A 12,810-nucleotide genomic window follows, 5' to 3' on the forward strand; every position below is an offset into this window, starting at 1 on the left:
ATTTAAAACAAAAAAAATCCTCAGTTTTAAAAATGAGGATTGATTTTTTATGTTGTGAGTTTAATTTCGTTTCAAAACTTTATATTGTTCATAACAAGCGCTTATTGCATCCATAATCTGGAGGTCGTTTGCAGTTTGGATGAAAGAATCTGAATAATTGCAACGATGCATAATTTCAGGAATTTCGTCTTTGCTGATGCCTAATAATACTGCAACGGTTTCACGATCATATTTAGATTCTAAAAGTGTTCGTACGGTATCATCCTTTTTCATTTCCTTTAGCTTCTTGAGTTCTTTTCCATTCTTTCCAAAGAAATTATAAAGCATATCGGCGGGGTTGAAAATCGAACCGAGGACTTTTCCAAAAGCATTTGGCGCATATTCTCCAGCTTCGTAACCTTGCGTTAAACCTGAAATGCTATAACGGTAGTTTTCTTTTGTTGGAATTAATTTAGAGTCAATTTCAAGATAACCTGTTAGCGAGAAAGGAGCAATAACAACCTCTTCCAAAGCAATTGCTTTTTCAGTAAGCTGAATTCTAGTTACTTTATTTTTAATCCAGTCATTTGTAACTCTGATTCTTAGAGATTGAAATCCTAGGATAGAAAAATGTAGCGTATCGTTGACTTGTACGTCAATTTCAAAATATCCTTTTTCGTCAGATTTTGCACCACGCACTTTGTTGGTGTTAATGATATTTACTCCAGCAAGCGGTTGTTTGCTGTCGTCATTAATAACGTAACCTGAAACTCTTTGTGGAACTGTTGGTTGTGTATCTTGCGTATCTTGTGCAAAACCAATGTTGGCGAGAAGTGTAAAAAAGAAAATTGCGAAATATTTCATATCCTGATTTAAAGCTCTAAAAGTAGTAAATAGGGATTAAATATCTCGCAGTCTTGGAATTTAATTATAAGAAAATTAACAAAGACATTGATAAGATTATTGGATATAAGAAAAAATCCCAAATTCCGTATAAAATTGGAATTTGGGATTTTGTATTTTAAGAAATTGAAGTATTAATCTCTTCTTGATCTTCTTGGTCTTGAACTATCTCCGAAGTTTTCTGAACGTCTTGGAGCTCTATCTGAACCACCTTCGTTTCTTGGAGCAGAGCTTCTAAAACCACCTTCTCTTCTTGAAGATGAATTTCTGTCGCTTCTAAAACCACCTTCACGAGATCCGCCTTCGCGTGAACCTCCGTCTCTTGAAGAACCTCTATCGCTTCTGAATCCGCCTTCACGTCTTGGAGCGAAGTTTCCTTCTCTTCTTCCAGAATCACGTCTTCCACCACGGTTGTTGTGATCACGTCTTCCACCACCATCATTTTTAGAAATCTCAACATTGATACGACGACCTTCTAATTGTACGTTGTTTAAAACATCCATTACTTTGTCTGTATGTTGTGGATCTGTGTTAAAGAAAGAGAATCCTTCTTTTACATCTACTTTAAAGATATCATCACGACCTAAATCTAATGTTTCTTTCAAGTAATCTTTTAATGACATCCAGTCGAAGTTGTCTCTAGAACCAATGTTCACAAAATAACGAACTGCTCCGTTGTTGCTGAATTCTCTTGGTTCAGAATCGCCTCTTTCGCGTCTTTCGCCACCACCTACAGAGATATCTCTGTTTTTCTTGTAATAAGTGATGAAACGGTTAAATTCTACTGAAACCATTTTCTTAATCAACTCTTCTTTAGATAAATCTTCAAGAACATTGTTGATTGCTGGTAAATAGTTGTCAATTTCGTGATCAACCTCAGTATCTTTAATCTTGTTTGCTAAGTGTAATAACTGAATTTCGCAGATTTCGATTCCAGATGGAATAGATTTTTCTTCGAATTTTTGTTTGATGATTCTCTCGATAGAAGAAATTTTACGTAACTCGCTTTTTGTAACAATTACAATAGAAGTTCCTAATTTTCCAGCTCTACCTGTACGACCAGAACGGTGGTTATAAGTTTCGATTTCGTCAGGCAATTGGTAGTTTACAACGTGTGTTACGTTATCAACGTCAATACCACGTGCAGCAACGTCAGTAGCAACAAGCATCTGAATTTGTCTTCCACGGAACGATTTCATTACACCATCACGTTGTGCTTGAGATAAATCTCCGTGTAACGCAGCGGCGCTATATCCATCTTCAATTAATTTCTCAGCAATAGCTTGTGTGTCTCTTTTTGTACGACAGAAAACTACTGAGAAAATGTCTGGATTAGCATCAGCTAAACGTTTCAAAGCTTCATAACGGTCACGAGCATTAACTAAATAAAATTCGTGAGAAACTGTAGATGAACCTGAGTTTTTAGTTCCTACAGTAATTTCTAATGGTTCGCTCATGAATTGTTTTGCAATTCTAGCAACCTCTTGCGGCATAGTTGCAGAGAACAACCATGTGCTTTTTTCGTCTGGAGTATCTGATAAAATAGATACGATATCATCATAGAATCCCATGTTTAACATCTCATCAGCCTCATCAAGAACACAGTAATCTATGTTTTTAATGTTTACTAAACCTCTGTTAATCATGTCTTGCATTCTTCCTGGAGTTGCCACAATAATTTGTGCACCTCTCTTTATTTCTCTTGCTTGCTCTGTTATACTAGCTCCTCCGTAAACTGCTACCACATTAATACCTTTTTCGTATTTTGAGTAGTTTTTAAGTTCGTTAGTAATCTGTAAACATAACTCGCGTGTTGGCGATAAAACTAATGCTTGTGTATTTCTGTTGTCGGCATCAATTTTTTGAATTAGCGGAAAACCGAAAGCTGCCGTTTTCCCTGTCCCTGTTTGAGCCAACGCAACCATATCCGTGTCTTTTTCCAATAATAGGGGAATCGCCTTTTCCTGTACCTCTGACGGATTTTCAAATCCTAGATCTAAAATCGCCTTCAGTAACGATTCATTCAATCCTAATTGTTCAAATTTATTCATATGTGTTTTAAAATAGGGTGCAAAATTACTGTTAATTATTCAGATAAACTAATGCAATTTTAAGAATTATGTATTTGTTAAGAATTGATTATCAAAAAGTTACAGTTTTATTAAAATAATTTTTTACAAGAAATGAGGAAACACGCCAAAAAATACGTCGTGAAATGTAAAATTTAGCCTCTAAAATGTTGTGTTTTAAACAATTATTTTGTGGTGCTCAGAAAATCAATTAGTTGCTTAACTGCTTTTCCGCGATGACCTATAGTGTTTTTGGTTGTTAAAGGCAATTCTGCAAAGGTCTCATTGAAATTTTCAGGTTTAAAAATAGGATCGTAACCAAAACCGTTTGTTCCTGTTTTGGTTAGGGTAATGTCTCCTTTCACAATTCCAGTAAACAAATATTGCTTTCCATTTAGGTTTAATGTTATAACGGTCTTGAACTGGGCACTGCGGTTTTCTTCATTTGTTAAAGCTTCCAGAAGCTTGTTCATATTATCATCGGCATTTTTTTGTTCGCCTGCATATCTCGCAGAATAAACTCCAGGTTCACCATTTAAAGCGTTTACTTCCAGACCTGTATCATCGGCAAAACAATCATAACCATATTTTTCGGTTACATAATCAGCTTTTAAAATGGCATTTCCTTCTATAGTATCTGCTGTTTCTGGAATATCTTCCAAACAATTAATATCTTCTAAGCTTAAAATTTTGATGCTTTCTGGAAGCATACTTTGAATTTCTGCGATTTTATTTTTGTTGTTTGATGCGAAAACTAGATTCATGATTGTAGTATTTTAAAAATGATTTTTCAGTAATAAAAGCAATTGCAATTCCAAACGTATAAGCAAGAATATCAGACCATAAAAATCCTTGACCTAATACATATTTGCCAAAAAGTGTTTTCCTAAGATCAACAATCCATTCGCTTTGATAAAGCTGTAAAAACTCAATGCAATAACAAATAAAAAGAGAAAGTAGTATAATAAAGAAGAACTTTTTTGACGGAAAAAACACTCTAACTAAAAAGTAAATCATCACGGCATAAAGAAAATCGCCAATCCATAAAGGTATAAAAGATATTTTTCTTGAAAGTATTCCAAAGAGAATAATGCTTAGGAAGATTAGAGAGTAGTTGATTCTTGTTTTGTTCAAGTTTAGTATTGTTTTGTTGAAGCAAATTTATGCAAACATTGGTAATTCCTCTTTGTCAAAGTTTAAAACTTTGACAAAGAGGAAAAAGTAGAAACATTAATAAACATGAAAAAATGGTGTATCAATAATCCATTTTTGGGTAACAAAAAATACAAACCCCGAATAGCGTCACTTTATTTTATAAATTTATCAGTTAATTAATTATCTATCAAAATAACCAGATGAAGGCAAAATTTTTTACCCTGATTGCAGCTTTGTTCCTTTTAGGAAACCAAGGCTATTCTCAAAAAAATAATTCGTTTAATATTAAAAAGCAATTGGATTATTGCGCAGAACAAGCTTCAAAAACTTTAAAAGTAATTCCAAATGATGGGACTTCTCCTAGAACAGTTCCAAACGGAAGCAATGAATGGAAATTTGTGGGCTACAAAGATTGGACTAGCGGATTCTGGCCTGGAGAATTGTGGTTTTTGTATGAAGCAACCAAAGATAAAAAATGGGAAAACGAAGCTGATAAATTTAGTCGTTTTTTAACGCCATTATCTACAAGTAAAGCAGGAGATCACGATTTAGGTTTTCAGGTTTTTAATAGTTTCGGGAATGGATACAGACTGACTAAAAATCCAGAATACAAACAGATTATTTTAAGAACTGCAGATACATTGGCAACACTTTTTAATCCGAAAGTGGGAACAATACAATCGTGGCCTCATAACAAAATGGGCGGTCACAATACTATTATTGATAATATGATGAATTTGGAGCTTTTGTTTTGGGCTTCAAAAAATGGCGGAAGTAAAAAATTATACGACATAGCTGTAAAACATGCCGAAACTACAATGGCAAATCATTTTAGACCAGATAACACTTCTTATCATGTCATAATTTACGATTACGAAACTGGGAAAAAGATAAAAGGAAGAACAGCACAAGGATATAGTGATGACAGTATGTGGGCGCGTGGTCAGGCTTGGGCGATTTATGGTTTTACAATGACTTATAGAGAAACAAAAGATGCTAAGTTTTTAGATTTTGCTCATAAAGTAGCAAGAGTTTATTTGGACAAATTAACAACTGAAGATTTAATTCCGTATTGGGATTTTAATGCGCCAAATATTCCTAATGAGCCTCGAGATGCTTCGGCCGCAGCCATTGTTTCATCTGCACTTTTAGAATTAAGTTCGTATACAAAAGACAAGAATTTAAAAGCAGAATATCTAACAAAAGCTAAAAAGATGATTGTTTCGCTTTCAGATAATTATCAAAGTCATGATGTAAATTCGGCATTTTTACTGCATTCAACAGGGCATAAACCAGCAAATAGTGAGGTAGATTGTTCTATAAATTACGCAGATTATTACTATCTTGAAGCACTTTTAAGACTTCAAAAACTAAAATAGAAAAATTATGCTAAAGAGAATAAGCCAGATTGCCTTTGTGATAATGATGGTATTGACAGTTGTAAGCTGTAAAAATACCAAACAAAAGCTTCAAGAGTATGTTGTTACATACAACAAAAATATTGCTCCAAGTTTTAGAGCCGAAAATGTAACGCTTACTACGGCAAGAGGTTATATTAACGATGATAAAATTGAATTACGTTTTGAAACCGATTTAGAACAAAATGAAGTTAATAAATCTGCATCTGTAATTTCTTTTCCAAAATTGATAAAACTGATGATCGATAAGGACGAGATTCCAAGGCAATTGATTGAAGAAGGAGTTCAATTTGATGTTTATTTTCTTGCAGATGATAATACCGTTTTAGACAAAGAAACCTTAACGGGAGAATCGCTTAAAGATTTTTTGAAATAAAAGATTGAGGTTTGTAGAAAAACAAATCGTTTTAATTCTTACATATTAAAAGTCTCTTTAAGATTTATTTAAAGAGACTTTTTTATGTTTACGACTAAAATTAAGTGTAAATGAGACGTTTTTATTCTTACAAATTTTACTCTTTTGGGTAGATAATTGGGTTGTATTCAAAGAATTATCTATATGCTTTTTGTAATTGAATGTTGTTTTTATGTTATGAATTAATTATGTTTGAGTTAAAAAATAACTATTAAACCAAAAAATTATGAAAAAAATTACCCAAATCGCATTCGTGCTTGCTTTTGCATTATTTTTAATTAGCTGTAAAAACACTAAACAGAAAATACAGGAATATGTAAGTAATTACAATAATTCTGTTTCTATAAAAGGAAGTGGTATTACCAGTACTGCAGCAAAAGCTTTTCTGAATGATAATAAAATCGAAATTAGAATCGAAACCAATTTAGAAGAAAACGATGCAAATAAATTAGCCTACAAAGAATCTTTTCCAGACTTATTAAAAGAGATGATCAAGAACGACCAGATTTCTTCTTCTCTTATTGCTGAAGGAGTAAAGTTTGATGTGTATTTCTTGGCTTATAATAATGCTATTTTGGCACAGGAATTAGTAGATCAGGAAGAATTAGCGGTTTTAGAAGGAACTGCAAAAAAAGGTAAAGAAACGGCAAAATTATAGATATAAACATTTTAATATTCCGTTAGGAATATCTCATTGGTAGAAGTAAAGAAACGGTAAAATTATAGACATAAACAATTTTTAATATTCCGCTAGGAATATCTCATCGGTAGAAAAAAATGGTATTGTTTTGGATAGTGTCCTGTAGGGACACCTGTTTTTTATGTTAAATATATGTATTGTTAATCAAACGTTCCTACGGAACGTACGCGTAACAACAATTCAAATTTAATTCTACCGATGAGACATTCCTACGGAATGAATTTCAGTTGTTTGATTGCCTTATTTCATAAACAAAAAGTCTCTTCAATTTTGAAGAGGCTTTTTGTTTATGAGAATTGAGTAACGTTTTTAAGATTATCTGGGAAATAGAGTTCTGATAAGTTAGTAAACTCATCTCCGCGCATAAAAATATTAATATCAACATCTGCAAATGATGTTTTTCCAGCTGCAGCCAAAAGTTCATTAGCGGCATGTAGCGTATTTTTATGAAAATGATACACTCTTTCAGACTTATCTGTAACAACCAAACCTTTCATCAGCATTTTGTTTTGTGTGGCAACTCCAGTTGGGCATTCGTTATTATGACAACGTAAAGCCTGAATACAACCTAAAGAGAACATAAAGCCTCTTGCACTGTTACACATGTCTGCACCCAACGCAATGGCATGTAAAATAGAATAGCCAGAAATAATTTTGCCGCTTCCGATAATGCGCATTTTATCGCGAATTCCTAAACGCACCAAAGTTTTATTCACAAAAATTAAAGCAGGTTCAAAAGGCATTCCTACACCATCTGCAAATTCAAGCGGAGCAGCTCCTGTTCCTCCTTCAGCGCCGTCAACTGTAATAAAATCTGGATAAGTATCTTCATTAATCATTTCTTGACAGATAGCTTCAAACTCAGCTGTATTTCCAATACACAATTTAAATCCGATTGGTTTCCCATTAGATAAATCACGTAATTGTTTGATAAACTGAATTAATCCATTAGGATCAGAAAAAGCATGATGGCCTGGAGGAGAAAGAATCATCGTATGTGGCACAACGCCTCTAATTTTAGCAATCTGCTCTGTATTTTTTCTTGCAGGAAGAACACCCCCGTGACCTGGTTTTGCACCTTGCGAAATTTTGATTTCGATCATCTTTACATTGGGAAGATTTGCTTTTTCAGAGAAATTTTCAGGACTGAAATTTCCTTCTGCATCACGGCAACCAAAATATCCAGTTCCAATCTGCCAAGTAATGTCTCCGCCTCCAGCAAGGTGAAATTCTGTTAATCCGCCTTCTCCAGTATTTTGATAGAAATTTCCTTTTTGCGCACCAATATTAATGGCACGAACTGCATGTTCGCTCAACGAACCAAAACTCATTGCCGAAACATTAAATAAAGAAGCAGAGTAAGGCTGTTTACAATCTTTTCCACCCACCAATACGCGAGGTAATTCTTCGTTTACTTTTGCAGGGAAAATAGAATGTTTTATTCCTTCGTAATTTTCTGTATTTAAATTTAATTGTGTTCCAAAAGGAGTGCTCGAATCAATATTTTTGGCTCTTTGGTAAACTAACGAACGTTGGTTTCTTGAAAAAGGTTTTCCGTCTGTAGATCTTTCGATAAAATATTGCTGAATCTCAGGCGCAATCATTTCAAATAAATATCTGAAATATCCCAAAACTGGAAAGTTCCTTAAAATAGCATGTTTTTCCTGAGATGCGTTGTAGGCTCCCACAATTAGCAAAAGCGGAATAATAAATACGAGTAAATAGCCTCGTCCAGTATAATAATAAATTGCAGCAACAATTATAAACAATAAGAATCCGTAAATGAAGAATTTTTTTCTCATGTTTTTAAAAAATTAAATAGTATTAAATGCGATAATTAGTTGAATCTTAAACGTACATAGACGTGTTTGATTCCTTTTTTGTCTGACTCTCTTTCGTCAATTTCCAGAATATCAGTAAGTGATTTAAGCATTGGAGTCAGTTTTGAATAACCATAATTTCGAGGATCAAATTCAGGTTTTTTCTTTACGATTAGATTTCCGACATCCCCAAGAAACGCCCACCCATCATCATCTTCAATGTCTTCTATAGTAGCTTCAATTAGTTCTATAGTTTGTTTGTCAATTTTGTGAAGCGCTTTTTCTGCTGGTTTTTCAACTGTTTTTTTGGTATCAGCTGCAACTGCTTTTGGTTTTTTCTTTTGAGTTGCACCATCCAAAACTTCAATATAAATAAATCGATCGCAGGCAACAATAAACGAGTTTGGCGTTTTCTTTTCTCCAATTCCAATCACTTTCATACCCGATTCGCGAAGTCTTACAGCAAGTCTTGTAAAATCACTGTCGCTGGAAACAATGCAGAAACCATCTAGTTTTCCAGAATAAAGTAAATCCATTGCATCGATAATAAGAGCAGAATCTGATGAATTTTTTCCAACCGTGTAACTATATTGTTGAATAGGAGTAATAGCATGTTCTAATAAAACACCTTTCCAGCCATTTGCATTTGGTTTTGTCCAATCGGCATAAATCCTTTTCGTAGTTGGTGTTCCTAGTTTTGCAATTTCTTCCATCATACCTTTTACATTGCTGTAGGGCACATTGTCTGCATCAATAAGGACTGCCAGTTTTAAATCTTTTGAATTGCTTAAAGGCATTTGTTAAATATTTAAAATTTAATACTCTCAAAGTTAAAATTAAAATTGGTTTTTATCAGAATTGAATGATGAATATATGTTTTTATGACTATTAATTAGTTTCATTATAAATAATGTTTGGTCTTTATAAAAATAATTAAAGATAAATTTGTCTTTTATTTAAAACCTCTCTATCTTTGTCTAGAATTAATTAAGGATGTATGTTTTCAAAAGCGTGTGAGTACGGAATAAGGGCCTCAATATTTATTGCGACCAAATCTTCTAAAGGAATTAGGGTTGGAATAAAAGACGTGGCAAAAGAAATTGATTCGCCAGAACCATTTACAGCCAAGATTATGCAGATTTTGACCAAAAGTGGCATAATTCATTCGACAAAAGGAGTAGGAGGTGGATTTGAAGTTTCGCCAGAAGCATCAAAGTCTATCAAATTAATTCAGATTGTGGATGCCATTGACGGAAATAAAATATACAGTGGTTGCGGAATCGGATTAAAAGAATGTTCAGAAGAACACCCTTGTCCAGTTCATCACGAGTTCAAGAAAATAAGAGGACTTCTGTTAGAAATGCTTATCAATACCACTTTAGAACAGCTTGCTTCTGATGTTAAATCGGGAGATTTCTTTCTTAAAGCGACAAATGCGAACAATTAACATTATTAAATATCTTAAAAATGAATACAAAAACCAAAATTTCAGTACTAATCCTAATGGGATTTCTAGCCGTTACTTCTTGCGGTAAAAAAGAAACAGCTCCAGCTGATCAAACAGAAACAACTGAACCGTCTACAGAAGGAGAACAAGCTCCTGTAGCAGCGGCATCAGAGGAAAATGTTTTAGTTATTGAAGGAAATGACCAAATGCAGTTTAGTGTAAATGAATTAAAAGCTGTTGCAGGAAAACCAATCAAATTGACTTTGAAACACGTTGGTAAAATTCCGAAAGAGGCGATGGGTCACAATTTAGTGATTTTGCAAGAAGGAACAGACCAAGCAGCTTTTGCTTTAAAAGCTAATGACGCCAAAGCAACTGATTATATTCCGGAATCTGAAAAAGCTTCAATCATTGCACACACTAAATTAATTGGTGGTGGAGAAGAAGATACAATCGAGTTTACAATTGATAAAAAAGGGTCATACCCATTTATTTGCTCTTTCCCTGGACACGTAGCCATGATGAAAGGTGTATTAATTGTTGAGTAAATAAACAAAAGCTGCTCCAAATGCTGTAACTGGCTTTGGAGTTTTTTTAAAAACTAATAAAAGATAAAAATGTCTTTTATTAAATTGAAAAAGAATGAAAAGAGAAAAAAAATTATGGTTGGTTTTTGCATTGGTAATGAGTATATCATTTGCAGTGTTGGGTTATTTTGGTTACGAAATCTATCAGCAGGCACCGCCAGTTCCAAAGGAAATTGTAACCGATTCGGGTAAAGCTGTTTTTAGCGAAAGCGAAATTAAAGACGGACAAAATATCTGGCAAAGTATAGGAGGCCAGGAAGTGGGATCTATCTGGGGACACGGCGCCTATGTGGCCCCAGACTGGACCGCAGATTGGTTGCATAGAGAAGCCGTTTTTATATTGGATATTTATGCTCAAAAAGACTTCAATAAAAAGTATGAAGAACTAGATGCCGAAAAACAATCAGCTCTAAAGGTTCGTCTTCAGAAAGATTTAAGAACCAATCGTTACAATGCTGACACTGGTACACTTACTATTTCTGAAAACCGTTTGGCTGCAATTGAACATTTAAGCGAATATTATAAAGGTCTTTTTACAAATGATCCAAAATTTGATAAACTGAGAGAAGAATATGCGATTCCGAAAAACTCTATTACAGATGTGGAGAGAATGCATAAAATGAACGCATTTTTCTTTTGGGCAACTTGGGCGACAGTTACCAATCGTCCTAATGGAGATATTTCGTATACACATAACTGGCCGTCAGATGAATTGGTTGGAAATAAGGCTACAACAGAGCTTTTAGCTTGGTCTGGAGTAAGTATTATTTTATTGATTTTGAGTGTTGGAATCTTAGTTTTCTATCATGCAAAATCGGGTGAAGAAGAAGAATTTCCGCTTCCAAAAGAAGATCCGTTGATTAAGCAAGGCAAAACCAAATCTATGGGATTGGTGACCAAATATTTCTGGATTGTAAGTTTACTAATGGTTCTGCAAATGGTTTTCGGAATTATCACTGCGCATTACGGAGTGGAAGGAAATGGTTTGTACGGAATTCCGATTGATAAAATACTGCCTTATGCCGTAACACGTACATGGCACACGCAATTGGCTATTTTCTGGATTGCAACAGCTTGGCTGGCAACAGGTTTATATATTGCACCAGCAGTTTCTGGTAAAGATCCTAAATTTCAATGTTTTGGAATTAACTTCTTGTTCATCGCTTTATTGATTATTGTTTTAGGATCAATGGCTGGACAATGGTTTGGAGTGATGCAAAAACTGAATTTGGTTCAGAATTTCTGGTTCGGACATCAAGGTTATGAATATGTTGATTTAGGCCGTTTTTGGCAGATTTTCCTATTGGTCGGATTGTTTTTATGGTTGGCTTTAATGATTCGTCCGTTACTTCCAGTTTTAAAGAAAAAAACAGAAGAGAAAAACCTAATCATTTTGTTCTTAGTTTCTTGTACTGCAATTGCCATGTTTTATGGAGCAGGATTAATGTGGGGAAGACAAACCAATCTAGCCATTGCCGAATATTGGAGATGGTGGGTAGTTCACCTTTGGGTTGAAGGATTCTTTGAAGTATTTGCAACCGTTGTAATTGCGTTCTTGTTTGTTCGTTTGGGATTATTGAAAACGAAAACAGCGACTTTAAATGTGCTTTTTGCTACGATTATTTTCATGTCTGGAGGTATTTTAGGAACATTTCACCACTTATATTTCTCAGGAACGCCAACAGCAATTATGGCTTTAGGAGCAACATTTAGCGCTTTAGAAGTTGTGCCATTAACTTTAATAGGTTTTGAAGCGTATCAAAACTATAAAATTTCAAAATCAACACAATGGATTGCCGATTACAAATGGCCAATTTACTTTATGATTTCTGTAGCTTTTTGGAATTTCCTTGGAGCTGGAATCTTCGGATTCATCATTAATCCGCCAATTGCCTTGTATTATGTTCAAGGATTAAACACAACGCCTTTACACGGACACACGGCTCTGTTTGGAGTTTACGGAATGCTTGGAATTGGTCTGGTATTATTTGTACTGAGAAGTTTATACCGAAATGTAAGCTGGAATAACAAACTGCTTAAAATCACTTTCTGGTCTTTAAATATTGGATTGTTCCTGATGGCAATCTTAAGTCTTCTTCCAATTGGAGTTTGGCAGGCAATTGAAAGTATTAGTCACGGAATGTGGTATGCTCGTTCATCAGAATTAATGCAACAGCCAGCAATGATTACTTTAAAATGGCTTCGTGCAATTGGAGATTCTATTTTCGGAATCGGGTTTATCACAATGGCTTGGTTTGTATTTGAACTGACATTAAAAAACAAAAAATAAAAACACAAAAAATATAAATTGATTATC

Annotated in this window: 12 protein-coding genes; 6 read left to right on the forward strand and 6 right to left on the reverse strand. The window is 34.2% G+C overall.

The window, feature by feature from the left end:
• Positions 1-60: 60 nt before the first annotated feature.
• From PQ463_RS01620 to PQ463_RS01635, 4 genes are all read right to left on the reverse strand, one after another.
• On the reverse strand, positions 61-843 hold the full coding sequence (locus PQ463_RS01620; RefSeq protein WP_111366840.1) for a carboxypeptidase-like regulatory domain-containing protein: 783 nt from the start codon (positions 841-843) through the stop codon (positions 61-63).
• Positions 844-1,016: 173 nt separating this feature from the next.
• Positions 1,017-2,933, reverse strand: coding sequence for a DEAD/DEAH box helicase (locus PQ463_RS01625; RefSeq protein WP_274255997.1), 1,917 nt, complete (start codon positions 2,931-2,933; stop codon positions 1,017-1,019).
• A gap of 203 nt (positions 2,934-3,136) precedes the next feature.
• Positions 3,137-3,715, reverse strand: coding sequence for a non-canonical purine NTP diphosphatase (locus PQ463_RS01630; protein WP_274255998.1), 579 nt, complete (start codon positions 3,713-3,715; stop codon positions 3,137-3,139).
• Entirely contained in the window at positions 3,681-4,085 is a 405-nt protein-coding gene (locus tag PQ463_RS01635; RefSeq protein WP_274255999.1) for a ribosomal maturation YjgA family protein, read from the reverse strand. The genes PQ463_RS01630 and PQ463_RS01635 overlap by 35 nt, the downstream gene beginning before the upstream one ends.
• Positions 4,086-4,306: 221 nt before the next feature.
• On the opposite strand from PQ463_RS01635, the gene PQ463_RS01640 reads away from it, so the two are divergent.
• From PQ463_RS01640 to PQ463_RS01650, 3 genes are all read left to right on the forward strand, one after another.
• On the forward strand, positions 4,307-5,485 hold the full coding sequence (locus tag PQ463_RS01640) for a glycoside hydrolase family 88 protein (protein ID WP_274256000.1): 1,179 nt from the start codon (positions 4,307-4,309) through the stop codon (positions 5,483-5,485).
• Between the two features lie 7 nt (positions 5,486-5,492).
• Positions 5,493-5,900 carry a hypothetical protein gene (locus tag PQ463_RS01645; protein ID WP_274256001.1) on the forward strand — a complete coding sequence of 136 codons (408 nt, stop codon included), beginning with the start codon at positions 5,493-5,495 and terminating at the stop codon, positions 5,898-5,900.
• A gap of 265 nt (positions 5,901-6,165) precedes the next feature.
• On the forward strand, positions 6,166-6,597 hold the full coding sequence (locus tag PQ463_RS01650; protein ID WP_274256002.1) for a hypothetical protein: 432 nt from the start codon (positions 6,166-6,168) through the stop codon (positions 6,595-6,597).
• A 329-nt stretch (positions 6,598-6,926) separates the two neighbouring features.
• Here PQ463_RS01650 and PQ463_RS01655 read toward each other — a convergent pair whose 3' ends face one another.
• A complete protein-coding gene (locus PQ463_RS01655; protein ID WP_111378639.1) occupies positions 6,927-8,441 on the reverse strand; it encodes an FMN-binding glutamate synthase family protein in 1,515 nt (504 codons plus the stop codon).
• Positions 8,442-8,476: 35 nt separating this feature from the next.
• Positions 8,477-9,256: an NYN domain-containing protein gene (locus tag PQ463_RS01660; protein WP_111378638.1), complete on the reverse strand. Its 780-nt coding sequence runs from the start codon at positions 9,254-9,256 to the stop codon at positions 8,477-8,479.
• A gap of 200 nt (positions 9,257-9,456) precedes the next feature.
• Between PQ463_RS01660 and PQ463_RS01665 the strand changes: the two genes are divergently transcribed.
• The 3 genes from PQ463_RS01665 to PQ463_RS01675 all read left to right on the forward strand — a co-directional run bounded on the left by PQ463_RS01665 (position 9,457) and on the right by PQ463_RS01675 (position 12,783).
• Positions 9,457-9,906: an RrF2 family transcriptional regulator gene (locus PQ463_RS01665; RefSeq protein ID WP_274256003.1), complete on the forward strand. Its 450-nt coding sequence runs from the start codon at positions 9,457-9,459 to the stop codon at positions 9,904-9,906.
• Between the two features lie 20 nt (positions 9,907-9,926).
• Complete coding sequence (gene azu / locus PQ463_RS01670; protein ID WP_274256004.1) at positions 9,927-10,454, forward strand: azurin; 528 nt, start codon at positions 9,927-9,929, stop codon at positions 10,452-10,454.
• Positions 10,455-10,548: 94 nt separating this feature from the next.
• Positions 10,549-12,783 (forward strand): nitric-oxide reductase large subunit, encoded by a 2,235-nt coding sequence (locus PQ463_RS01675; RefSeq protein ID WP_274256005.1) that lies wholly within the window; start codon positions 10,549-10,551, stop codon positions 12,781-12,783.
• Positions 12,784-12,810: the final 27 nt, after the last annotated feature.

It is taken from the genome of Flavobacterium sp. KACC 22763 (genome assembly GCF_028736155.1).
Lineage (GTDB): Bacteria > Bacteroidota > Bacteroidia > Flavobacteriales > Flavobacteriaceae > Flavobacterium.

Bases quoted from the DNA above. Each gene is read 5' to 3' on its own strand.
- PQ463_RS01655 (WP_111378639.1), bottom strand. From the start codon at position 8,441: ATGAGAAAAAAATTCTTCATTTACGGATTCTTATTGTTTATAATTGTT.
- PQ463_RS01625 (WP_274255997.1), bottom strand. From the start codon at position 2,933: ATGAATAAATTTGAACAATTAGGATTGAATGAATCGTTACTGAAGGCG.
- PQ463_RS01660 (WP_111378638.1), bottom strand. From the start codon at position 9,256: ATGCCTTTAAGCAATTCAAAAGATTTAAAACTGGCAGTCCTTATTGAT.
- PQ463_RS01665 (WP_274256003.1), top strand. From the start codon at position 9,457: ATGTTTTCAAAAGCGTGTGAGTACGGAATAAGGGCCTCAATATTTATT.
- PQ463_RS01650 (WP_274256002.1), top strand. From the start codon at position 6,166: ATGAAAAAAATTACCCAAATCGCATTCGTGCTTGCTTTTGCATTATTT.
- PQ463_RS01645 (WP_274256001.1), top strand. From the start codon at position 5,493: ATGCTAAAGAGAATAAGCCAGATTGCCTTTGTGATAATGATGGTATTG.
- PQ463_RS01640 (WP_274256000.1), top strand. From the start codon at position 4,307: ATGAAGGCAAAATTTTTTACCCTGATTGCAGCTTTGTTCCTTTTAGGA.
- PQ463_RS01620 (WP_111366840.1), bottom strand. From the start codon at position 843: ATGAAATATTTCGCAATTTTCTTTTTTACACTTCTCGCCAACATTGGT.
- PQ463_RS01675 (WP_274256005.1), top strand. From the start codon at position 10,549: ATGAAAAGAGAAAAAAAATTATGGTTGGTTTTTGCATTGGTAATGAGT.
- azu (WP_274256004.1), top strand. From the start codon at position 9,927: ATGAATACAAAAACCAAAATTTCAGTACTAATCCTAATGGGATTTCTA.
- PQ463_RS01630 (WP_274255998.1), bottom strand. From the start codon at position 3,715: ATGAATCTAGTTTTCGCATCAAACAACAAAAATAAAATCGCAGAAATT.